The 23,391-nt window shown below is 60.7% G+C and carries 18 protein-coding genes; 6 read left to right on the forward strand and 12 right to left on the reverse strand.

Annotated elements, in window-relative coordinates; translation table 11 throughout:
- Positions 1–73: 73 nt before the first annotated feature.
- Complete coding sequence (locus tag V3W27_RS18815; RefSeq protein ID WP_098963936.1) at positions 74–2,065, reverse strand: methyl-accepting chemotaxis protein; 1,992 nt, start codon at positions 2,063–2,065, stop codon at positions 74–76.
- Between the two features lie 382 nt (positions 2,066–2,447).
- On the opposite strand from V3W27_RS18815, the gene V3W27_RS18820 reads away from it, so the two are divergent.
- Positions 2,448–2,975, forward strand: a complete 528-nt coding sequence (locus tag V3W27_RS18820) for a hypothetical protein (protein WP_027612032.1) — start codon at positions 2,448–2,450, stop codon at positions 2,973–2,975.
- A gap of 48 nt (positions 2,976–3,023) precedes the next feature.
- Here the strand turns inward: V3W27_RS18820 and V3W27_RS18825 are convergent, their stop codons facing one another.
- The 6 genes from V3W27_RS18825 to V3W27_RS18850 all read right to left on the reverse strand — a co-directional run bounded on the left by V3W27_RS18825 (position 3,024) and on the right by V3W27_RS18850 (position 10,472).
- A complete protein-coding gene (locus tag V3W27_RS18825) occupies positions 3,024–3,947 on the reverse strand; it encodes a GNAT family N-acetyltransferase (protein ID WP_027612031.1) in 924 nt (307 codons plus the stop codon).
- On the reverse strand, positions 3,947–5,236 hold the full coding sequence (locus tag V3W27_RS18830) for a phenylacetate--CoA ligase family protein (RefSeq protein WP_330207252.1): 1,290 nt from the start codon (positions 5,234–5,236) through the stop codon (positions 3,947–3,949). The genes V3W27_RS18825 and V3W27_RS18830 overlap by 1 nt, the downstream gene beginning before the upstream one ends.
- Positions 5,237–5,285: 49 nt before the next feature.
- The gene (locus V3W27_RS18835; protein WP_330207253.1) at positions 5,286–7,688 is read right to left on the reverse strand and encodes an aldehyde dehydrogenase family protein; all 2,403 of its coding nucleotides are present in this window, start codon (positions 7,686–7,688) and stop codon (positions 5,286–5,288) included.
- 1 nt (position 7,689) lies between these two features.
- On the reverse strand, positions 7,690–8,820 hold the full coding sequence (locus V3W27_RS18840; RefSeq protein WP_330207254.1) for a LuxE/PaaK family acyltransferase: 1,131 nt from the start codon (positions 8,818–8,820) through the stop codon (positions 7,690–7,692).
- Entirely contained in the window at positions 8,817–10,073 is a 1,257-nt protein-coding gene (locus tag V3W27_RS18845) for an MFS transporter (RefSeq protein WP_330207290.1), read from the reverse strand. Before V3W27_RS18845 ends, V3W27_RS18840 begins: the two co-directional genes overlap by 4 nt.
- Positions 10,074–10,337: 264 nt before the next feature.
- Positions 10,338–10,472 carry a hypothetical protein gene (locus V3W27_RS18850; RefSeq protein ID WP_256214187.1) on the reverse strand — a complete coding sequence of 45 codons (135 nt, stop codon included), beginning with the start codon at positions 10,470–10,472 and terminating at the stop codon, positions 10,338–10,340.
- Positions 10,473–10,629: 157 nt separating this feature from the next.
- Here V3W27_RS18850 and V3W27_RS18855 point away from each other — a divergent pair, with 157 nt between their 5' ends.
- Positions 10,630–10,818: a hypothetical protein gene (locus V3W27_RS18855; RefSeq protein ID WP_007961862.1), complete on the forward strand. Its 189-nt coding sequence runs from the start codon at positions 10,630–10,632 to the stop codon at positions 10,816–10,818.
- An 18-nt stretch (positions 10,819–10,836) separates the two neighbouring features.
- Here V3W27_RS18855 and V3W27_RS18860 read toward each other — a convergent pair whose 3' ends face one another.
- A complete protein-coding gene (locus V3W27_RS18860) occupies positions 10,837–11,214 on the reverse strand; it encodes a fe2+ zn2+ uptake regulation protein (RefSeq protein WP_027612026.1) in 378 nt (125 codons plus the stop codon).
- 277 nt (positions 11,215–11,491) lie between these two features.
- On the opposite strand from V3W27_RS18860, the gene pvdQ reads away from it, so the two are divergent.
- Positions 11,492–13,837, forward strand: a complete 2,346-nt coding sequence (gene pvdQ / locus V3W27_RS18865; protein WP_330207255.1) for a bifunctional acylase PvdQ — start codon at positions 11,492–11,494, stop codon at positions 13,835–13,837.
- A gap of 88 nt (positions 13,838–13,925) precedes the next feature.
- Here the strand turns inward: pvdQ and V3W27_RS18870 are convergent, their stop codons facing one another.
- Positions 13,926–14,933 carry a FecR family protein gene (locus V3W27_RS18870; protein WP_330207256.1) on the reverse strand — a complete coding sequence of 336 codons (1,008 nt, stop codon included), beginning with the start codon at positions 14,931–14,933 and terminating at the stop codon, positions 13,926–13,928.
- A gap of 152 nt (positions 14,934–15,085) precedes the next feature.
- Between V3W27_RS18870 and V3W27_RS18875 the strand changes: the two genes are divergently transcribed.
- Positions 15,086–15,355, forward strand: coding sequence for a PepSY domain-containing protein (locus V3W27_RS18875; RefSeq protein ID WP_330207257.1), 270 nt, complete (start codon positions 15,086–15,088; stop codon positions 15,353–15,355).
- A 54-nt stretch (positions 15,356–15,409) separates the two neighbouring features.
- Here V3W27_RS18875 and V3W27_RS18880 read toward each other — a convergent pair whose 3' ends face one another.
- Positions 15,410–20,236: a hypothetical protein gene (locus V3W27_RS18880; RefSeq protein WP_442962671.1), complete on the reverse strand. Its 4,827-nt coding sequence runs from the start codon at positions 20,234–20,236 to the stop codon at positions 15,410–15,412.
- A 233-nt stretch (positions 20,237–20,469) separates the two neighbouring features.
- Here V3W27_RS18880 and V3W27_RS18885 point away from each other — a divergent pair, with 233 nt between their 5' ends.
- Complete coding sequence (locus tag V3W27_RS18885; RefSeq protein WP_330207259.1) at positions 20,470–21,510, forward strand: Ldh family oxidoreductase; 1,041 nt, start codon at positions 20,470–20,472, stop codon at positions 21,508–21,510.
- Between the two features lie 167 nt (positions 21,511–21,677).
- On the opposite strand, the gene V3W27_RS18890 is transcribed toward V3W27_RS18885, so the two are convergent.
- Complete coding sequence (locus V3W27_RS18890; protein ID WP_007961870.1) at positions 21,678–21,995, reverse strand: DUF883 family protein; 318 nt, start codon at positions 21,993–21,995, stop codon at positions 21,678–21,680.
- A gap of 153 nt (positions 21,996–22,148) precedes the next feature.
- Here V3W27_RS18890 and V3W27_RS18895 point away from each other — a divergent pair, with 153 nt between their 5' ends.
- A complete protein-coding gene (locus V3W27_RS18895) occupies positions 22,149–22,403 on the forward strand; it encodes a hypothetical protein (RefSeq protein ID WP_003224595.1) in 255 nt (84 codons plus the stop codon).
- Between the two features lie 8 nt (positions 22,404–22,411).
- Here the strand turns inward: V3W27_RS18895 and V3W27_RS18900 are convergent, their stop codons facing one another.
- Positions 22,412–23,326 carry a LysR family transcriptional regulator gene (locus V3W27_RS18900; RefSeq protein ID WP_330207260.1) on the reverse strand — a complete coding sequence of 305 codons (915 nt, stop codon included), beginning with the start codon at positions 23,324–23,326 and terminating at the stop codon, positions 22,412–22,414.
- Between the last annotated feature and the right edge of the window lie 65 nt (positions 23,327–23,391).

A 23,391-nucleotide genomic window follows, 5' to 3' on the forward strand; every position in this document is an offset into this window, starting at 1 on the left:
CGCTGCCAGAGTTGGGGCCGCTTCGCGACCCAGCGGGAGCAAGCTCCCTCGCCACAATAGACTGGTAGGGGACTCACCGAACCTTGAACCGCCCCATGATCGCGCTCACCCGGTTGTTGGCTTCCAGCAGCTGGCGGGTGTTGAGTTCGCTGGCCTGGCCGCTGTGCACCAGTTCTTCGACCATGTGGCGGATCTGCACCATGCTGCGGTTGATCTCTTCGGTGACCGCACTCTGCTGTTCGGCAGCGGTAGCGATCTGCGTGCTGAGGCTGTTGATGTGGCTGACCGAACCGGCCATTTCATCCAGACCCGAGTTGACCCGCGCCGTGGCGTCAGCGGCGGACTGGCAGCTGGCCTGAGTGTTTTCCATGGCGCTGACCGACGAGCTCACGCCTTGGGTCAGGCGGGTCAACATCTCGTTGATTTCCGAGGTGCTGGCCTGGGTGCGAGCGGCGAGGGCGCGGACTTCGTCGGCGACCACGGCAAAGCCGCGACCCTGTTCACCGGCCCGGGCGGCTTCGATGGCGGCGTTGAGCGCCAGCAGGTTGGTCTGTCCGGCGATTGCGCCGATCACTCCGAGAATCTCGGTGATGCGCTGCGCGTCCTGCTGCATGTTCTCGACTTTCTGGGTGGCGCTGGCCACTTCGTCGATCAAGGCCACTACGCTGTTGGTCGCTTCACCGACCACCACCCGTGAGCGGTCGGCGTTCTCGTTGGCGCGCTGGGTGAACGCTGCGGTTTCTGCGGCGTTCTGCGCGACGCTCTCGGCCGTCGAACTCATTTCGGTGATGGCGGTAACGGTCTGATCGGTTTCCGAAGCATGGCGCAGCAGAATCTGGCTGGTGTTGGCCGACGTACGCTGCAGGTCGTCCAGGCTCGAAGCCATGGCGCCGGTGGCCTGGGTGACTTCACCGATCATGTTCTGCAGGTAGGCAATAAAGGTGTTGACCGAGTGGCCGATGGCGCCCAGTTCGTCTTCGGCACGGATGGTGATGCGCCGGGTCAGGTCGGCATCGCCGCTGGACAGCAAGTCGATGTTGGCCTTCAGCGCTTTCATCCGCGACACCAGTTGGCGGATCGCATACACCTGCAACAACACCAGCAGGATCACCAGCGGAATCTGCAACAGGCTCAGGCTGCTGAGCACGTCGTCACGCTGGGCGGTGAGCATTTTCGTTGGCAGGGCGGTGGCGAGGAACCACGGCGTGCCTTCGATCGGGCGCATGAAGAAGGTGCTGGCTTCGCCGTTGTTGTCGAACTCGACGCGTTGCGCCTGATCGCGGTTCTGCAGGCCGGCCTTGACCTGACTGGCGAAGGTCGAACCGGCGGCCAGTTCGCTGATGTTCTTCAGCACGATCGGGCCGCTGATGCGCGAGCTGTTGCTGATGATCTTGCCGTCGGCCTCGACTATCAGCATTTCGGCGTTGAGGTCTTTTTCCTTGCGCGCCACCAGATCGTTGAAGAAGCCCAGCGTCACGTCGATGGTCGACACGCCCCACGCTGCACCGTTTTTCTGGATCGCCATGGCGCAGTTGGTGCGCGGCTCGGCACTCGCGTCATCTTTATAGGCAGCGGCCCAGGCGCACTGGCCCCGCGGGGTCTGCATGCCGCCCTTGTACCAGCTCTGGTCGTAATAGTTGGGCGCCGCGTCGCTGTTCCAGAAGGTATTCACCGCCAGTTTGCCCGAGGCATCGCGGTGCCAGAACGTGCTGAACTTGTTGCGCCCGGCCTCACGCTGACCCGGCAGTGGCCAGATCCCGCCACCGAAGACTTTCAGCTCGCCGTATTGATCCACCAGGCCCGGCAACACTGTGTCGATGGCCGCGCTGTCGAGCAGGGGAATGGTCTGGGTGATGCTGCGCTGCTGCGCCTGGACTTTGTTCAGTTCGCCCTGAATCTGTTCGGCGACTTCGGCAATCCGGTTGAGCACCACCTGTTCTTCGGTATGCCGCAGCTTGGGCGCGACCAATTGGCTGATACCGACCACGGTCAGCACCGACAGCAGCAGGATGAACAGAACCAGAAATAACGTGTAGCGAGCCTGAATGGTGCGGAATGCGGGCATGGATACCGGTCCTTGAGCTGCGATTCTTATTGTGGGGTCGAGGGAAAAACGGCGGGGTCACACCAGCGTATCGTCGGCGAACGGGGAAGCTTTAAGTACTTTGGTGCAAGAAAGTGTCGGGCTGACGGAAGGGGCGTGTCGACTCCGATACAAATGGATCGACCCTCTTGTCAGCCAGCGCAAAAAAAAGCTTCGCGAGCAATCGTCAAACTGCCATGAAACCGCGGCACCGTGAGCTTCTGGCAATTTGTATCGAGAATGTACAAAAATTGTAAGCGGCTGCACTAAAAGGGTTGGTGCCACCAGTTCGCCGGTAGATACTTCCCGGCATTCAAGTAGTCCAGCAAGGACATTTCATGGTTATTTCACAGGGAGTCTTCTCATGACGATCGGCATTGTCGGCGGCTGGGAGAGCAAGGCAGGGGTGCTGGTTCGCAATACAGGCGCGAAGAAGGAGGTCAAGCAAAGCCTCAAGGTGCAGCAGATGCTCGCCAAGGTCGGCACCAATCCGACCGCGCTGAACACTGCCGAAATGGACAAGCAGGGCCTGCGCAAAAATATCAAGGGGTTCGATCCGGCGAATGTCTCGGTCAAGCAACTGAGCAATCTGAGTGTTTTCCTGCGTGAGCGCGGGCTGATTTCCGACATCACCTCCTTTACATTGCTCAATGCCGGCGACAAGTTCGACCGTTTCGGCGTGACCAAAGACCCTGATGCAAAATTCAATGCGCTGGAGTATTTCGCCACCCAGCTCGACGCCATTCAGAACAATGGCCTCAATGGCAATGCCTACGGCAAGAACCTGATCCCTGAATACAAAAAGGCGATCTATGTGCTGCAGAACCTGAAAACCTACGGTGAAGGCAACGCGGCGAAACCGGTGGATCAAGGCGTCAAGTCCAAGGCCTGAGCCGGTCACCCACGGCCCACCCATTGATTGGGTGGGCCGTTTTCGTTTTTAGTCCTGATACCTTTCGCCGGCCTGCTGCGCCTGATCCTGCAGGTGCTGCATGTGTGGACAGTGCAGGCTCAGCGTGGAGGCCTGGTAGCCACGATGAAACAGTGCCAGCCAGCCGTCGCTGTGGTCATCGGGGACAATCCCGGTGAAAGCGAAACCAGCATCGGCCAGTTTGCGCAGCGCGCTGGAAAACCCTTGGGCGAGTCTGAGTCTGATCGAAATCAGCCAGTGCGCCGGCAGTTGTCCCAATTGCTCGAGCAGGTTGTCATCGAGGGCCTTGAGCAGCAGGTCGTAGCGCCCGGATACGTGATCGAAGCGGATCTTCGGGCCTTTCCATGGCACGGTATGGTCGGTGGTACCAAACACCGCCTCCAGACGCGACATCAGCTCGCGGCAATCCTGCGGCCAGGCGAGTGCCGGCAGCGGGCGCCGATAACCGTCGATGCTGCAGTGACCCACAACAATCGTCTCCCGCCCTGTTCCACCGAACGGCGAAGGCGCGTAATCGGGCAACAGACCACAGCTGTGAAACCCCAGGCCGGCGGCCATGCGCTGCGTATACGGGTGGTGCGTGACCTGCTTGATCGTCACGCCTCGGCAATCCAGCGCCTGGGCATGAATCAGCAGCTGCTGGCCCAACTGGGTGGCGATGTTTTGCCCGCGAGTGTCCGGGTGCACCACGGTCAGTGCCAGCTCCGCCAGTGCGCTTCGGCCAGATTGACGAAACAACGTGGCGTGCCCGCAGATATGCTCGTTGACCACCGCTACCAGCGAGTGCCAGCGACCGTCACTGTGGTTCTGGCTGATCATCCAGGGCAGATACACGTGGGGTTGAGGATAATGAACGCCGTAGATTTCTTCGAACAGGCGGCTGACTGCCGGCGCATCGGCGACGCGATAGCGGCGGATGATTGTCGTGTCCATCACGCTTGCCCCTGTTGCGGATGGTCGTAAACCCGTCGATCCACGACCCGCTGATGTTTGCCGGAGCGTGGATGACAGGTCAGTTCATCGTTCGCACAGGCGATCACGTTCAGCTCCAGCAATTGATCGGACTGCAGCTTCTCGATCAGCGGGTATTGGTCGATCAGCGCACGGTGCAGGGTTGAGCTTGCCTGGCTGATGTCAGCCGTTCGCGTGCAGGGTACCCACTTGAGGCTCAGCAGATCTTTGCTTGCTCGCTGTTCGATGAGCAGTTGCCAGTCATCGCTGGCGGCGATCTTGCGCACCAGCTCGCCGATGTCACCGGTATCCAGACTCAACACGCTCACCCGCACGCGCTGGCTGTTCATGCTGCGGCCCATCAGGGCGAACTTGCGCATCGGCGTCTCTGCCGGTTCACGCCAGCAGGCGAGGTCGCCGACCGGATAGCGGATCACCGGCATCAGGCGCCGGGTGAGATTGGTCAGGACCAGCCTGCCGTTACGGTTGCACTCTTCGATGACGGCACCGCTCACCTCATCGATGATCTCCAGCACGCTGTGCCGCTCCAGCATCCGGTGTTCGCCCAGGGCGCAATCGCGGGTGCTGACGCCGATCAGTCCGGCATCGACACTGGCGTAGCCGATAGAGGCAATGCGTGCGTTCGGGAACACCCGCTGGAGCGTTTGCAACTGGGCGGCGAACAGGCTTTCGCCGCCGTAGAGCAGGGTTTCGACGCCCTCCAGGATCCGTGACTGGCGCTCAAGCCAGGCGGCGAATTTGAGCATTTGCGCCGGCAGACCGGCCAGCACATTGATCCGGTACGCAACGATCGACTCGGCCAGTACGGCGCTGTCGACGGCCCCGGTGAAGGGAAATTCGCTGACGGGAGTCTGGACATGTGCCAGCGCGTCGTGAAGAAAAATGAAGCTGGCATACAGGTCGCCGACGAAGAACAGATTGGCGACCCGGTCGCCGGGGTTCAGTTGCGCCGTGAGGTGGCTGCCGAAATCGCGCACCAGGGTTTGCCATTCTGCGCGGGCAAACAGCGAGAGTTTTCCTGAGCCGGTGGTGCCCCCGGTCTTGAAGACCATCGCGTCTTCCAGCGGGCCTGACAACACTGGCCATTGATGCGGATGCTGACTGTCACGCCAGTATTGTTCAGGGTCGATCAGGGGCAGTTCGGTCAAAGCGCTGATGGGGGCCGCGACATCTTTGAAGTGTTCGCGGCAATAGGCCGAATGTTGGCGGGTGTAACCGAGCAAATTGTTCAATTCAACGATCGTGTTCATGATTTTTTCTTGTATGAAGTGGCGATGGGCCGCGTGCAGATAGCTGCTGTCAGCGGCGCGTATCAATCAGTAGGGGAGTCTTGCCGCTGTGCCGGTTTCGGGCGAACTGCTCGACGGCACATTGCTCGACGTCCAGCGTGAGCAAACCGGTCTGCACCAGCGTGATCAGCGTCGAATAATTCTGCAGTCGGCGGTGGGCCTCGGCCGGCTCCAGAGGGCAGTGCAGACGCATGCGTTCCAGGCCGTCAGGGCCGTGGTCGAGAACCAGTTGAAACGGCACCTGAAGGTGCTGCTCCAGAATCGCCAGCGAAATGAAATCGGTGCCGATGCGCAGCAGGTTGCCGTGGCGTTGCAGCAGTTCGAAGCGCGGCGACGTCAGACCGCAGGCACACGGGCCGGGTAACCAGCGTCCGCTGTCGCCAATGTCATAGCGCTGCACGGACTGACCCTGACGCTCGCGGGAGGTCACCAGCAGACGACCGGATTCGCCGTCACCGACCGGCACGTCATGCTCGAAATCGACAATTTCCAGGTGCTGGATGTCGCTCATCAGATGGAAAACGCCATCTGCCGTGGCCCGGCAGGCATGGCCCAGGGGACCGGCATCAACGCTGCCGTAAATCGCCGAGCGGATCAGGCTGACGCCGCAGCTTTGCAAGAGCTCGCGGGTTTGCTCACTCAGGTGTTCGCCACCGAGAAAGACCTTGGCGACGCCACCATAGCGCTGCAGTATTTGTTGTTCGTTGATAAACAACCGGTGCAGGGTGCCGGGCATGCCGATCAGCACGGTGATCCGTTGAGCCTCGATCATCTGCGCGATCTCGTGGTAATCGTCGTCCGCCGGGGCGCCCATCGGCCAGTGTCGGGCCTGCAGTTGTTCCAGTACTTTGGCAAAACTGGAAAAGCCGCCGTACAGTCCGCCGCTGAAAAACAGGTTCATGACCCTGTCCTGCGCCGGGTCCAGTCCGGCTGCGAGCAAGCCATCGGCGGCCGCCTGCATCTGGCGCTGGAAGTCGTGGTAACTGAAGCCGGAAAGCACAGGTGCGCCACTGCTGCCGCCGGAGCGAAAGAACAGCTGCGCCGCTGAATCCGGCGGCTGGCCGACGAATTGTCCCTTGTCCATGATCGCCAGTCCGGTCAGTGGTGGTGGGGCAGGCAGCTGATCAAGCGTGGAGTGGCTGGTCAGTATGTTCGCCGGCAGACTGACCGATACGCGTCGACTCAGGCGCTGCAGCGCATAAACACCGTCGTGGGGTTCGCCGTCGTAGCCATCGTGAATAGTCTCGATCGGGGTAATGCGCGTCACACCGGCGGCAATCAGCGTTTGCGCCAGTTCAGCGATCTGCGCCTCGGGGCACAGCAAGGCGCAGCTCTGCAGCACGTTGCGCCAGGGCAGCAACGTGGCGCTGAGCCGCTCGCGGGGCATTGGTTTGAGCAACAGGCTGCGAAACAGCGCAGAAGGTTCGAGCTGGCGATCATGGCTCCAGATCACCCGCCAGCCCGACGCACTCCAGACCCGGCCGGTCTGCCCGGCAAAACTCTGGGCCAGCCGGGCCATTGCCGTGCAGGTGGTGATTTGCGAAGCCTCTTCAAGCGTCGGTGCAAGGGCCGGCCATTGACCGGCACGGCGCTCGAACGCGGCGGCCAGTTGTGCCCCGATATCGTTCAGTACGCGCGCGTCGTCGCTGTCCACCAACAACCATTGCGGGCTGGAGCAGGCTTGCTGATCGAGGCGGCAGACTTCATCGACAATCGCATCGAGGACAGCGGGCGATGCCGCGTCCGGGGTCAGGTAGGCGAAGCTGATGCGGTGCCCCCAGTCGATCCAGCGACAGCCTGGCGGGATCTGCTGGCGGATGGCTTGCAGCGCGGTTTCGCCGCCCCACGCCGCGACACCGTTGGCGTGCTTGCACAACTGACCGATCTGTTCGGTGCGGGTCGGCAGCACCGCCACGTAACCATTGAGTTGTCCGCTCGGGTCGCATGCAACCAACGCCTGAAGCAGGCGCGCGGTGAAGCCAGCGTCACTGCTGCTGGGACGCAGCCAGTTGACGTTGCCGCTCAGCAGACTCTCGATCACCGCACAGAACGCCAGCAGCGGCGCGTTGGCCGGAGTGATATGCACCACCAGGCCCAGCGGACTCCAGCGCTCGAAGCGTGATTGTCGATAGTCGATACGGCGCAGCGATTCCGGGCGCAGGCCCAGTTCACGATCCAATTTGGCTTGCAGGGCGGCAGGCTGGCAGAAATCGATAAGTGCTTCGCGCTGACCGGGAGCCAGTGGCAGTTCCGTTTCTTCTTGTTGCAGACGTTCGGCGAAGGCCTTGGCAGTGGCGAGCAGCGTGCTGGTTTGCAGTGGAAGCTGTAGCCTTCGTGGCAACTCCCGCTGAAGTTGGTGCAAGGCGCTGTCGAGGCTGCACTCGGTGTGCAACTGACCGTTGATCAGGTACATATCAGTGCCTCCCCAGCAGTTCGGACGCGGCCATGGCACAGCTCCTCGCGGCTGTGGTGCCGGCGCGGCCGTGCAACTGGAACCAGTCGCTGGCCAGACCGCAGGCACAACGGATGCCGGGATGCAGCGTGGCCAGATCGCTCATGACCACGGCATGGGCCGGGCTTGAGGAAATGTAGGGCGAGACCAGACTCAGCAGGCCGCGCTGGCCATAGGGCAAGACCGAAAAATCCACCGGACAGCGTATGTACACTTTCGCGTAGACCGGTACGTGAAAGTGATGGTGGGCGCATTCGACGTAAGGCACCGCGTGTTCGACGGCGCCGTAACCGTCGCGACAGTCTTGGGTAGCGATGCCCAGTTGTTGCTGGATCCGTGCATACAAGGCTTGTCTGGGGACTTCTTCGGCGGCGCGGGTTTTCCAGCCGCCGCCGAAAAATGCCAATGATCCGGCCGGCAATTGCAGGTCTGCCACGCCGGTGGCGCGCATGCGTTGCAGGGTTTCCCAGAGAAAGGCGGGAAAGCCGAAGATGCGCACCGGCAGACCTTCTTCGGCAAAGGCCTGCAAGGCGCTGATCACGCCGAACAGATCAAACTGGTGGCCGTTACCATTGCGACGCAGGGCGTAAACCACCCGATTGGCGGGAGCAAAACCGCACAGGAATTGATCGGTGAAGGATGTGCCCAAGGTGTTTTTCTGCTCGGGCTCATAGCCGAGCAACAGGTAGTTGCACGGGGCATGCGGGGTAATCCAGCCATATTGGGCGAAAATCCGTTCGACCATGTACTGCGCGGCGCCGAGGCTGCGCGCGTCGTAGCGCATGCGGCTCTTCTGCCCGCTGGTGCCGGAGGAAGTCAGTTCCAGGGCGTCTTCGCCCGTCGGACTGAGCAGCATCTGTTGTTTGAAGAAACTGGCGAAAATCGGTGGCAATTGCGACCAGTCGTCGAGCTCGTCCAGGTCATCGACAGCGATTGCATGGGCGTTCAACCAGTGGCCATAACCGGGCGTATGGCGAGCGTGAAACCGGGTGATTTCGCTCATGGCCAGATTGAACAGCCCTTTGGGGACGGCCTCCTGGCAATAGGGCTGCGGCAATGCGCAAAGCGCATCGCTGTGGGGGAACAGAGTCATCGAATATCCTTATTGATGTGTGGTGGGCGCGGCGGGTGCCGCAGAAGGCGGTAAAGCAGGGGCAGGCACAGCAGGCCGCCGAGGCCGGCGAGCAGGGAAAAGGATTGCAGGTTCGAGCCACCGCCGATGATGGCGATGAGCGAGCCGCCGCTGCCCATCACGGCAATCGACAGCATGCCGATCATGGCCGAGACCAGCCCCTTGCCCGCATCGCTGGAGAACAGCGCGAGGCGGTACAGCGTGGCGTTGCTCATACCAAGCCCCAGTGCATACACGGCCAGTGCGCAAACGGCCAATGGCAGCGCAGCCGAACTCAGGGCAGCAGCGATCAGCCCCAGCAGTCCGAGGCAAAACGGCCACAGGGCCAGACCGATCACCTGGGCGAGCGTGTGCCCGACGAGCAATCGATCCAGTAGTAAATTACCGAGGATCACCGCCGCAAACACCGGGATTTGCCACAGGCCATATTCCAGCGCAGACAGCTCAAGGCGTTGCATGAGCAGCACCGGCGCGAGTCCGATCCAGGCAATCAGCGGCAGGCTCATCAGGCCCAGTGTCAGACTGGCGCCGATGAATCGTCGGTTGCGCAGCAGCGCGAGGTAACTCAGGCCGATCTGCCTGAGCGAAAACGCCGCTGGAACCTGTCGCTGGCCGTCACGGCGCAGGACGTCGATCGTTTCCGGCATCCAGGCAAACAGAGCGAGCCAGACAACCACACTCGCTGCCGTCAGCCCCAGAAACATCTGTCGCCAGCTCAGCCATTCCAGCAGCAGGCTTCCGAGCAAGGGGCCGAGCAGCGGCGACAGCAGCGCCACGTTGCCCAGTAATGCCATGAGGCGCACGGCATCGGCCTCGCAGAACACTTCCTGCAGGGTCGGGTAGCTGACGGCGACCACAAAGCCCAGGCCCAAGCCCTGGATCAGGCGCAACGCATTAAAGGCTTCAATGCGCTGCGTTATGACTGCGGCGCTGCACGCCAGGCCGAACAGCGCACAACCGAGCAACAGCAAGCGACGCCGGCCGTAACGGTCGGAAAGGGGGCCGATCAGCCATTGCAGGCACACGCCACCAATCAGATACAGGTTGAAGGCGTTGGCTACATGCCGGGTATCGGCGTTGAACTCGCCGGTCACCGTCAACATGGCCGGCATGATCATGTCGCTGGCCATATAGGTGAGCAGTTCAAAAGCGGTAATGGCCAGGCAGAATCCGATAATCTGCACGGGCGTCATTACGATCAAGGTTCTCTGCATAAACATCCCTGTTTCAGTAAGCGAGAAAAGTTCGCAGAGACTAGAGGCAGAGTTGTCGCGGCAGCCAATCCTTTGCTGCGACATGAAATTTCAAATACTTACAGCGTATTTACTGACCCCCGCAGGCTGATCGAAAAGGCATTGGCGAGGCACAGGCGCGCCAACAAAAATGCCCGCTGGCGGGCGGGCATGGTTGGCATTGAAAAGGCTGGTGAGGTATCCCGACCGGTATTTCAGGCGCACCGGCGGGCGAACGGTCCTGTTCTATCGATGGTAATAACCGGGGCCTTCCTGATAACGATGGTGGCCATCATGCCAACCGCCGTGGGGGAAAATGATGCAGCCGCTCAAGGTCAGTACGGCAAGGAGGGGAATCAGCCAGGTGATTCGACGGAACATTTCAAAGATCCTCATGGTTACGCCGGCATGAAGCCAAAACTCTTCATCGGCTGTAACATGAGACCGCGTTCGGCCAGGCCCATCCCCGCAACACGGTATGTGCATGGCATGCAACCGGATACAAACCGGATACATTTGAAAGTTTCAGGAACCCGCAATGACCCAGAAGCAACGTTTGAAATACTCGATCCTGATCGCCCTGTCGGTGCTGGCGATCATGCTCGGCCTGTCCTGGCTGCAAAATGCCGGGATGATCAGTCAGAAGATGTTCCAGTACATCGCCATGGGTGTGGCGGTGGTCGTGGTGGTGATCAACGGGGTGATGCGCCGCAAGGTCAAGCCCTGACGGCGATCGCGGGACGCTTCAATCGTGATTGAGCACGGCAGCAGCCTGTGGATGCAGGCTGTAACTCTTGTCCGGGTTGAAGGTGACAACCCCTTCGGCGCATAGACGCTTCAACACTTCGCGCACGCTGAGAAAGGACAACGGAATATCCAGATCCAGCAGTTGACTGTGCACGCCGCGCACGCCCAGGCGTCGATCACTTTGTGCGGCGACCAGCAGGGCGTCGATGACTTTCAGACGAATCAGACTGGTGCGCAGGCCGAAGCTTTTCAGCAACAGACGAATACGCTCATTGCCCTGACGCTCGGGGCTGGGGGCGAAGCTGCTCGCGCGGGAACTCATGGAAGCTCCTTGTGACGCCTGGCTACCGTCCATTGGTAGTTGCGAGTTGTACATGGGGTTACTCCTTTTCAGAGCCCGATCAGGAAACGTTTTGACTGCTCTCAGTAAACAAGACGTTTCAGCACGACAAATCATGAAAGGAAATATGTAGAAATTTTGTCGGTTATTCGTTGTTTTCCCGTAATCAGTGAATTTCACCTTCCTCAATCGGGCTAAATTTTTTTTCTCGCATTCGTTTCCTGAACAGCCGTCTTGCGCCCAGGCGCATGAATCAATTTCAGAGTGGATCCGGCGCAAGCGCCGATCCTTGTCTTGTCGTTCAGGAGCGAGTGTGATTATTTCCCGACAGTTAACCGGACTGGCTCTCGCCGGTGCGTTTCTCGGACTCAGTTTGTCCGCCCATGCGTTCAGTCCCGCTGCACAAGCCAGTGCCGATATCCGCCGCACCTCCTTTGGTGTGCCGCACATTCGCGCGGAAAATGAACGCGGACTGGGTTTCGGCATTGGTTACGCCTACGCGCAGGACAACCTGTGCCTGCTGGCCAACGAGATCGTCACGGTCAATGGCCAGCGCTCGCGTTATTTCGGGCCGGAGCAGTTCACCGTCGAACAACGCGAGAATCGCGTCAGCGACCTGTTCTTCACCTGGCTCAACACTCCCGCAGCGGTGAAAGCCTTCTGGGAGGCGCAACCGGCGCAGGTGCACGACCTGGTGGAAGGTTATGCCGCGGGCTACAACCGTTATCTCGCCGAGCGCCGCCAGCAGGGTCTCCCGCAACAGTGTCAGGGTGAGTGGGTGCGTGATATCAGCGCCGAGGATCTGGTCAAACTCACTCGACGCCTGCTGGTCGAGGGCGGGGTCGGACAGTTCGCCGAAGCCCTGGCTGGCGCGACGCCGCCGCAGGCCACGGCGCAGCTCGGCAGCGATGCCCGGGCCTATCAGTTGGCGGACGCGCGCCTGCAGCGCTTCGCTCTGGATCGCGGCAGCAATGCCGTGGCGGTCGGCAGCGAACGCTCGTTCAACGGACGCGGCATGCTGCTGGCCAACCCGCATTTTCCATGGGTTGGCGGCATGCGCTTTTACCAGATGCACCTGACCATTCCGGGCAAACTCGACGTCATGGGCGCAGCCTTGCCGGGGTTGCCGATGATCAACATCGGTTTCAACCAGCATCTGGCCTGGACCCACACGGTGGATTCATCCAAACATTTCACCCTGTATCGTCTGCAACTCGACCCGAAAGACCCGACCCGCTACCTGCTCGACGGCAAGTCGCTGCCGTTGAACAAGCAGACCGTTACCGTGCAGGTCAAACAGGCGGACGGCCAGGTCGTGCCGGTCTCGCGCGATGTCTACAGCTCGCAGTTCGGCCCGATCGTGCAATGGCCGGGCAAACTCGACTGGGATCATCAGTACGCCTACAGCCTGCGCGACGCCAACCTGGACAATGATCGCGTGCTGACGCAGTGGTACGCGATGAACCAGGCGTCGAGCCTCAAGGCTCTGCAGGATTCGGTGCACAAGCTTCAGGGCATCCCCTGGGTCAACACCCTGGCCGTGGATGACAAGGGGCAGACGCTGTACATGAACCTGTCGGTGGTGCCGAACGTCAGCGCCGACAAACTGGCCAAGTGCAGCGACCCGCGCATCGGCTTGCAGATGATCGTGCTCGACGGTTCCAACAGCGCTTGCGCCTGGGATATCGATCCGCAAGCTGCGCAGAAGGGCATCTATGCCGCCAGCCAGCTGCCGCAACTGTTGCGCAAGGACTTCGTCCAGCATTCCAACGATTCCGCGTGGCTGGCGAACCCGGCACAACCGCTGACCGGGTTCTCGCCGCTGATCAGTCAGGACGGCCAGCCGCTGGGCCTGCGATCAAGATTTGCGCTGGAGCGCCTGAACACACTCGGCAAAAAAGGGCCGCTGGCGGTGAAGGATCTGCAACAGATGGTGATGGACGACAACGTCTATCTGGCGACTCAGGTGCTGCCCGATCTGCTGAAGTTCTGCGCTGCGGATCTGGGTGCGGACGCGGCCGCGTTGAAGCTGGTTTGCGCCAGTCTCAAGGGTTGGGATGGCCGGGCGAATCTGGATTCGGGCATTGGTCTGGTGCATTTCCAGAACATCATGCAGGCGCTGCAAGCGTCGCCGGATGTCTGGCGTGTGCCGTTCGATCCAAAAGACCCGCAACACACGCCACGCGGCTTGGCGATCGAGCAACCGGCCGTGAGCAAGGCACTGCGTGAAGCGCTGCTGGCGTCGGCTGCCACTGCGCAGAAAATGGGTCTCAAACCTGAAACCCGCTGGGGCGATATTCAGGTGGCGAGCAGCGGCGCTCAACAAACCGCAATTCACGGCGGGCCGGGAACACTGGGGATCTACAACGCGATCCAGAGCGTGCCGCGTGAAGACGGCAAACTCGAAGTGGTCAGCGGCACCAGCTACCTGCAAGTGGTGACCTTCGACGACAAAGGCCCGCACGCTCAAGGGCTGCTGGCGTTCTCGCTGTCGAGCGACCCTGAGTCGAAATACTCTCGCGATCAGACCGAGGCATTTTCGAAAAAGCAGTGGAGCGTGTTGCCGTTCACTGAGCAGCAGATCGCTGCCGATCCGCAGTATCAGGTGCAGACGGTTCGCGAGGTGGCGGGCAAGACTGCCGGGGTAGCTGCGCAGTAAGTTGTCCTGAACGAAAAAGCCGCTGCTCCTTGACAGGAACAGCGGCTTTTTTTTGCTCTGAATTAACCTTGGCAGGTGGTGCCCGGTTTCAGGTTTTTGGTGGCTGCCGCGGCATCGAGTTGATCACCGGATCACCCTCGGTGTTACGCGTCAGGTAGACCGGCAGCACCTTGGGCAGGGTGTTGACGAGGCCGCCGAGCTCTTTGATGTTGTAGACGCCGCCGACACGGATTGCGCCGGTACTGGCGTCGGCCAGTTTCAGCGGTTTGCTCAGGTAGCGATTGATCAGCGGCAAGGCTTCGTTCAGTGCCAGGTTGTCGAGCACCAGCTTGCCACTGCGCCAGGCGAGGGCGTTATCGTAGGCGTAGGTCTGGCTGATCTGTGGCGTGTAGTCGCCATGCCGGTACTGCGCCTGCATGGCCGGCCCCAGGCGCAGACCGTCGCCGGGCAGGGCGGCGTTGCTGGTTACCAGCACCGAGCCTTCGATCAGGTTGACCCGCACTTGATCTTCGTAGAGCCAGACATTGAAGCGGGTGCCGGTCACACGGATCTTGCCTTCGCCGGCCCTGACTACGAACGGGTGGGAGAGGTCGTGGCTGACTTCGAAAAACGCCTCGCCTTTTTTCAGGGTGACTCGGCGTTCGTCCTTGTAATTGCTGAAGGTCAGCTCAGTGTTGAGGTTGAGCTCGACCTGACTGCCATCCTTCAAGGTGACCTGACGGACATTGTCGGTGGCTTCAAAGTGCTGATAGCTGTTGGGCAACCAGCCCAGATTCCAGCCGCTGTAAGCCGCCAGTGGCAAGGCCAGGGCGCAGACGCTCGCGGCAATTGCGTAGCGCCGCCAGGCGGGCACCGCAACGGTCAGCGGCACATCGAGCGTTGGGGGTAGCGGCGGACGCGGCAGATGTTCGGCAACGTCCCAGATCTCCAGCATCGCTTCGTATTCGAATGCATGCAGCGGATGCGCATCGCGCCATTGCTCGAAAGCCAGACGCTCCTCGGCGGAGCAGTCTACGGCGTGCAGACGCATGCACCAGTGCGCGGCGGCATCGGTGATCGCATCGTATTCGGCTTCCGAGAGGGATTCTTGGGTCATTGACTCGTCCTGATTTGCTGCATTCTAACCTTGCGAGCCGGGTGCCGAGAACATCCGTCATGGCAATTGCCCATCAAAGTGGAACTTATTTTTCCGGCAGACGCCCAAAAACAGGACATCAGAGGAACATCATCCACAAATGGAGTGAAAAAATGATCAAAAAAACCTTAGCCGCTGCAATCGCCACTGCCGCCTTGTTCAGCGCCGGTGCCGCCATGGCTGATCGTCCCGGTGCGGGCTGGGTCACCATTGAAAAGGCTATCGAGATCGTGAAAACCAAGGCCGGTTACGTCGAAGTCTATGAAATCGAGGCCGACAATGACGGCTACTGGAAAGGCAAGGGCCGCAAGGCCGACGGTTCGGTATATGAGTTCCGCATCGATGGCGCCTCGGGCAATGTATTGCGTGACCAGAAAGACTGAGTTCACCCAGCGATTAACCATGCGCAGGCCAACCGCCTGCGCATTTTTTTTACCTCAGTTGAGCCCTCCGTGAGGTTGGGTTACCGGATCCAGCTGGCGGCCCATTTCGCAAATCAGGAAGGCGATCGAATCGGCATTGCGCAATATCGTGTCGATGCGTGGATGCGGGTTGGTCGGGCTGAGAAATGCCGTTCGCGCGTCCTCGAGATTCCTCGTCCCCGTGGTCTTGAGAACTTCCCTGCGCACATGTTCCATGCCCTCAAACTCGTCGATATCGAGCCACTCCTGAAGGTTGCCGCTCCAGCGCGAAAACAGCTCTTCACGGCGCGTGGACAGTGACAGTGCTTCGCGCTGAAATCGGGTCTGTACCTGTTTGCGGGCAGCTCCGTAACCGGTCACCGTAGCAATCAAGTCGGCAAACGGGCGCCGCGCTTCCAGGGAGGCGATGTCGACGGTCTTGCTGAACTGATGGGAAAACTCGTGGATCAGCGTCGCTGCCCGTGCATGCCCGTCAACATTGAACGGTTCGGTCAGGCCTGTGTTGTACCAATCCAGCCCTTGATTGAAGAACTTTTCGGTGAAATGGACTTTCTTGAGTAAATCGCCACCCAGTACAAAGGCTATTACACCCGAGCTGCTGTGTCTGTTCGAGCCGACCACAAAGCGACTGGTGTTCAACAGGTCTTCTGTTGGATCGACCAAGGCATCACAGATCGGCACGATGGCCTGCTTCAGCTTGTCGAGAATGTCGGCATCAATCCGTTGCACGTCAAAAAAAGACTTGAGAAAAGTATCGAGGCGGGTGCCCGGCACATAGTTTCTCAGCTGCGCAAGATTGTGCAGGCTGTTGAACGCGTAATGCCGGGCCAGATCAATTGCCTCGATCAACATGCGGGCCTTTTCCGGATGGCGGGCGCGGATTTCTTCCATGCCTTGCGCTTCGATATTCAGCATGTACCGCGCCTGGCGATGGGTGGCGTAATGGTTGAACATCGTCGACATGGCCTTGCCGAAATGCACGGTATGGCGATCCGGGTCCAGCACCAGTTGCCGGGAAGCGGTGTGTTGCAATACCGGGCCTGACTGCTCGGCGCCCTTGATCTGCCAGACGGCTCCCGGCCGCTCCACGGGATAGACTTTGCCGGCGATAGGGGCGTAAGTCGCTTTGGTTGTCAGATCCTGATACGTGCCCTCGGCAGCATCGTGAGTCAGATCCTTCAGGGCGATAGTCGGAGCTTCGAATGTCTGCAGCGAGGTGCGCAGCGGATCGGTCGGCTTTGTCTGCGCAAGGACGGGGGCGCTCAGCGTGGTTGGCTGCGGTGGTTGCGGCGCTGCCACGGCTTGAGATTCCAGACGTGACTCCAGCGCCAGTCGCCCGAGACTGATCATCTGCGCTGCGCCGGCGACAAAGGTTTCCAGCGCACGTTTCCAGTGGTGATCCTGCAACGCTTCGGCCGAACCCATGAAGTCCTTGTAGCTTTGCCAGAGAAACTGCACATAGGCGAGTTTGCCCGGCAGCAGGCCCCGGATCTGCTGGATGCCGGAACTGAACAGGTGCTTCGCGGCGTCCCGATCCGCCTGCGCCGATGGCAGCGAATGGCTGCTCAGCAAGTGTGGCAACAAGGCCAGATTGTCGTCGAACAACTGCAGCAGCAAGTTGCCGTCGACCGGGGTGGTGGCCAGGGTCATCTCGCTCGTCTGGCCGCTGCTCGCCTTGAACAACGCGCTGAAGATCGAACGTTGACTTTCCGGCAAGCGGCGCAGCAGCAGGTCCTGCAGTGAGCCCGGCGTATTCAGCGCGGCGATCACTGCTGCCTCGTCCTCGAACTCACTGAATGCGTGCTCTCCATGGTAGGGCGCATAAAGCACCTGAGGGCCGGATTTTTCCGCAGGGCCGATCAAGTACAGCCCCAGCGCCTTGATCGCGGATGCCCCGGCGGTCTTGATCAGCGCCAACGGCCGGACAATCGCATCGGCCCCTTGCACGGTCGCACGAGCGACGGCATCGGGCATGTCGAGCACCTGTGTAATCAAGTCGAAGGCTTTTGTCGACAAGCGTTGTTGCAGTTGTAACTGATGGGCATGTTGCAGCAGTTGCCAGGGTAGTTGCTGGATGAAACGCAGCTTGCGTTGTTCGGCGTCGACGTCATTCGCGGACAACACCGAGGTGATCTTATTGGCAAATGTTGTCGCAACGTTCAAGGACAACAGCAGGCTCCTGACCGCTTGTTGGTCGAGTCCGGTCGGCAGCGCTCGGTGGGTGCTCGAACTGAGAGTGAATGCAGTGTCCTGGGCAATATGCGCATGGTTCAAGGCGAAATCGGTCAGGCTCATTGCAGACCCGATCAGGCTCAGCGCGGGAGTGACGGTGATCTGTTCGGGGTCGAGATCCTGCCTGTGCAAGCGGGTGCTCAGCAGCGTCTTTAGGGTCTGCCGGATGTAATCACGCAAGGTTGGCAGCGCGTGGAGATAATCCTCGTCGTCGATGACGCTGTGCCGCCACTGTTCCAGCAGTTCCAGGTGCAACTGCTGATCGTCAAGCCTGGCCATTCCCAGCCAGGCAGGCAGCGAATGCTGTTTAGCGAGGGCCTGCGCCAGAGCGCTGGCGCGTTGCAGATTGGTCTCCACGACTTGCTCACTCAACGTCTTGAGGATCTGGGTTTCGCGCAGCTTTGGCCATTGGCGGCCCCGCACCTGTTCACAGCGCTGGAGAAAGTGTTCGAGCGCTGATTCGGTGCGATCCTGCAGGACATTGCCGCTGATCAGCTGTAATCGTCCCAGCGTGTAGTGTTGATGGAACCTCTGGTGCTGTGGTGAAAGGTTTTCCAGCAGCACCAGGCTTTTTTGCGGATCCAGCAGCCGCTGGTTCAAAACCTGTCTGGCGTGCTCGATCGAGCGGAAGACTTCCAGGCCCAGAGCCGGGGTCCACAAGATCGCGCGTCCGGAGTGTTGCGTATCGAGGCCACCGCGTTCCGTGAGCAGGACGCAGTTGGCCAGCGGCAGCACTTCGCTCTCACCGGCGACCTGTAACGTCAATGACCAGGCATCCGGCCGAATCCCGTTGAGTGCCTTGCGGCGGCTGCGATCCGGGAGATCCGGATTGAACACGGTGTCGACCAGGGTTTGCGCATGACGGCTTAGCGTTCCGTCCAGGACTCTCAACCGTGCTTCGCCATTGATGCCGACAGACAGGGCGTGCGCCAGCTTCGCTGCGATACCTTGCAGGTAGGTACGCTGCAGCGCTGTGACGGTCAACGGCTGGGCGGCGAAGTCTGCGGCGATGGTTGGCATGATGCTGGCGAACTTGCGCACTTCGGCTGCGGCGGTGTCCGCCAGCACCCTTGAAGGCAATGGGTTGCCGCTGAGCATCGGCCGGGTGCTCCAGCGCCCGCGAGCATCCAGGGTGACAAGGCGCTCGTGGAGCATCGAGCGGATGTCCAGGGCCTTATCGAACAGTGCGCGGATATCCACGACGCCGTCGCTGTGCCGGTACAACTGCAAGGCATAGTCGATGTTCTGTCGTTGCTTGGTGATGATCAATTCGAGCAGTACGCTGAACACGTCTCCGGCGATCGATTTGCCGGAAACCTGCGGCCGGTCGAAACCGAGGAAGCGCTGGCGCTCGTCGAGACTCAGCAGACCATAGAGTTCGTCTTCGTGCCCGGGGCTGGCGAACTTGCCGAGCAGCATGGATTTTAGATCTGCGTAGTCCTTGAGCACCTGCAAGCCGTGCGTCGGGGTATACAGGCAGCTTTCGGAATGGCCGATCATCAGCGCGCCGGCCAGCTCCACGAAGTTTGCCTGGTGCTCCCATAAACGCACGGTTTCCACGGCCGCGCGAGGTGCCAGACTTTCACTGAAACCCAGCGACGTCAGCAGGCTGTCGAATTGGCGCTGATCGATGATGCCAGCCTCGCGTTTGAGCAAAAAGTCCGCCAGCGCCTGCTGCCGAATGATCTGCGCCAATACGTCGCGCCGCGAGGCTCCGTCAGCACTGGGCCCATTCCAGTAGCGCTCCATTTGCTGGTACAGCAACACCAGCAGTTTGCCTGATGCCGTGGTGACGGCTGTCTCCCAGTGTTGCTGATCACTGGCCTGGAAAGTCCGGTCGGGGTGCGAAAACTCATGGGTCTGGCCAACCGGCCATCCGGTGTGGCGATAGTGCAACAGCAGCGCATCGCCAAGCGACAGCGCTTCAAGCCCATGCCGCGAAGCGAGGTCGGTCGATGCCGGGCCGGTGGCAGTCGTGGTCGCGTACAGGTTCACGCGCGTGCGTGTCTGATCGACGCCGCGCATCGTTGGCGTCAGCAGTGCGTCGACTATGGTCTGGAGCAGACTGCCAAGTTCGGGCAGTTGCATCAATTCATCAAGCATCGCTTGCGTGTTGAGCTGCTGGCAATGCTCGATGACGGCGCGTTGATCTTCGAAGATATCGCCTTCGACGAGCTGGTAGGTCACGCTGATGCCGTGCTGTTCTGCCAGTCGTTTGCGTTGGGAAAAGGCGAGGAACGCCAGCAGTCGGTCGTCCTCGCTGGCGCTGTTCAGCTGCTGTTCCAGGTGCGCGGTCAGGGCGGTGAGGCTGGCATGTTTTTTCAGCCCGGCGAAAGGTGTGTACAACAGGATCCCGTGATCATCCGGGGTGGCACTGAGTATGAAACTGCCGGCTAGAGGCACCGCTGGCACACCAGCGGTATTGAGCAGGATGCGCTGGGCAAGCATGGGCGGGGTCTGCTGACTGCGCAGTGCGTGGGTCGCCAGTTGCACGTGACTCAGCCATTGGAAGTCAGCAGTCGACAAGTGATGGAGATTGCCGAGTCCGCGCCACGATCCGGGGGAGTTGAGGATGGGCTGGAACAGCAGGGGAGGAATGGGAGCAGGCATCATCGGGTCTCGTTCAGGGCACCGTCCGGTGCACCGGTAAATTGAGACACGAGACTAAAGACCGGATCGATAACAGAGGTGGTACATAGTTACCGCACCAGCGGCAGCGCAATGTGCTAGCCGCGACAAGCCGGCACCACAACGGTTGACAGCACCCGTACCGGGCGTGGTTAATCGCTGGGCAAGCTGTTCGTACGCTGTTGTTCCCTCCAATAATTAGTCTGGAGCTTCAGATGTCTGCGCCACACGATTCCGTGTCTTCCCCCGTTGCGTCCACACTCTCGCTCGAAGCGCTGACGCAATTGCTTGAAAAGGTTTTCCTGCGCCACGGTACGTCGGCGTCCGTCGCCCGCACTCTGGCTGCCAATTGCGCCGGTGCCGAACGTGACGGTTCGCACAGTCATGGCGTGTTCCGTATCCCCGGATATGTTTCGACCCTCAATAGCGGTTGGGTCAATGGACAGGCTGTGCCGCAAGTCGAGGACGTAGCCTCGGGTTTCGTGCGAGTCGATGCCGGCAACGGTTTCGCCCAGCCCGCGCTGGCCGCTGCTCGTTCGTTGCTGGTGGAGAAGGCGCGCAACGCCGGGATCGCGGTGTTGGCGATTCGCAATTCCCATCACTTTGCGGCGCTGTGGCCGGACGTCGAGCCGTTTGCCGAAGAAGGGCTGGTGGCGCTCAGCGTGGTCAACAGCATGACCTGCGTGGTGCCGCATGGCGCCGATCGGCCGCTGTTCGGCACCAACCCGATTGCCTTTGCCGCGCCGCGGGCCGGTGGTGCGCCGATTGTTTTTGATCTGGCGACCAGCGCCATCGCTCACGGCGACGTGCAGATCGCGGCGCGCAAGGGCGAACGTCTGCCCGCCGGAATGGGCGTGGACGGTCTCGGTCAGGCGACGCAGGATCCGAAGGCCATTCTTGAGGGCGGCGCACTGTTGCCATTCGGCGGGCATAAAGGTTCGGCATTGTCGATGATGGTCGAGCTAATGGCGGCGGCGTTGACGGGGGGCAATTTTTCCTTCGAGTTCGACTGGGCGAACCATCCCGGGGCCAAGACCCCGTGGACCGGACAACTGCTGATCGTCATCGACCCAAGCAAATCCGCCGGGCAAAGTTTTGCCGAGCGCAGCGAAGAACTGGTGCGGCAGATGCATGGGGTGGGATTGAAGCGCTTGCCGGGTGATCGTCGGCATTTGCAGCGCGCGCGGTCGCTGGCCGAGGGGATTGTGCTGGAGGAGCAGACGCTGGCGCAGTTGCGCGAATTGGCCGGGGAATAATTGGCATAGAACAAACGTGGCGAGGGAGCTTGCTCCCGCCGGGTCGCGAAGCGGCCCCCCGTTGTCTGCTTGAGAGCAGAGGTACTGCTGCGCAGTCCAGCGGGAGCAAGCTCCCTCGCCACAGGTTTACTGCCTGATCCCACAGAATGGGATCAGGCAAATGTCACTTAACGACGACCGAGCAGCAGGCCCACCACCAGACCGAAACCGGCGGAAATCGCTACGGTCTGCCATGGATGGCCGCCAATGTAGCTCTCGGTGGCCTCGACCGCCGGTTTGGTGCGCTCACGCACGCTCGAAACAGAATCCAGCGCCTGTTGCAGTTTCAGGGCGATTTGTCCGCGCAGGGTCTCGGCTTCTTCGCCCACCAGTGAGGCGCTGCTCTTGAGCAGTTTGTCGGACTCTTCGATCAAAGCCTGAAGTTCGCTGAATGCCTGATCCTTGATTTGGTCTTCGACGGCTTGCACGCGGGATTTGCGGGCCATTGGGTGACTCCTTGCAGATGGATGAACAGTGATCAATGGAGTGTGGCGCTGACTGAAAAGTTGCACTGATTTTAGGTGCGAAAGAAAAACCTGCGCGGGAGATTTCCGCCGAGCGTGTAAGATGTCGCCATTTTACGCAGCAGGTATTTCCCCATGAGTTTCAATCTGGCCGACAAATCCCTCGCCGAGCGCGCAGCGCTGGAAGACGAGAAATCCCGTCTGTTCGAACTCTGGCAGAACAATCTGGGCAAAGCCAAAGGCGAAGCCGCGCGGTTGTTCGGCGAACGCTCCAAGCGCAAGGGCAAATGGGCCGAGTGGGTGCGCGCCGAGCTGGATGGCATGTCCCCGCCGGAATTCGCCAACATGGTGCGCAGTGAGGTCAATCGACTGATGGCAGCCAACAAGTAACACCCGCCTCAGTCCGCATTGAAACATCCGACAATCGCCTCACGCACCTTGATCACTACCGGATCGATCTGCGTGCTGGTGCGCCAGCCCAGTTCGATCGGGTAACGCGGCAACGCCAGCGGGCAGGGCAGCAGCACCAGCCCGCTGAGCTCGGCAATGGCCTGAGCGGCATGGCGGGGGATGGTTGCCACCGCGCCGCTGCCCTTGAGCAGATGCGGCAGCGCGGCAAAGTGCGTGGTCGAGGCGCAGACCCGCCGGCTCAGACCCAGCGCCGCCAGGCCTTCATCGGTGATGCCGATAAAGCCGCCCGAGGACACCAGAATGTGCTCGCGGGCGACGAACTCCGGCAAATCGATGTTCTGCTGGCCGGGCGCCAGACTGCCCGGATCGACCAGACACGCATAATCCCCTTCACCCAGCACCTGACGACTGAGCAGACGCTCGGCGAACCCACCGGCGGTGATCGCCAGGTCGATGCTGCGTTCCATCAGGGCGCGGGCGACGATCTGGCTGTGGGTCTGGCGGAAGATCAGCCGTAGCTTGGGAGCGCTGCGAGCGATGGCTTCGATCAGGCGCCGGCCATAAGCGATTTCGAAATCATCCGACAGGCCGACGGTGACTGATCGGCCGTCATAGTGGTGGGCCGCCGGATCGACCATCGCCAGGCTCTGCCGACATTTGTTCAGCGCCTCGCTGACCACCGGTTTCAGTTGATTGGCCTTGAGCGTCGGCGCCAATCCGCGCCCGGTGCGTACGAACAATTGATCGCCATACACCTCGCGCAAGCGGCGTAGCGCCGCGCTGACCGCCGATTGCGTCACGCCCAGGCGCAGCGCCGCACGGCTGGCGCTGGACTCCTCATGCAGGGCTTCGAAGACTTTCATCAGGTTGAGGTCGACGGTTGCGATATTCATTTGGCTCATATCATTCAGCAGTGAATCGGTGTTTATTCATGATCCCGCGCCGCCGCAGAATCGGCAACACTTGA

Origin of the sequence: Pseudomonas sp. AM14(2022) (genome assembly GCF_036346455.1) — a bacterium.
GTDB classification, from domain to species: domain Bacteria; phylum Pseudomonadota; class Gammaproteobacteria; order Pseudomonadales; family Pseudomonadaceae; genus Aquipseudomonas; species Aquipseudomonas putida_A.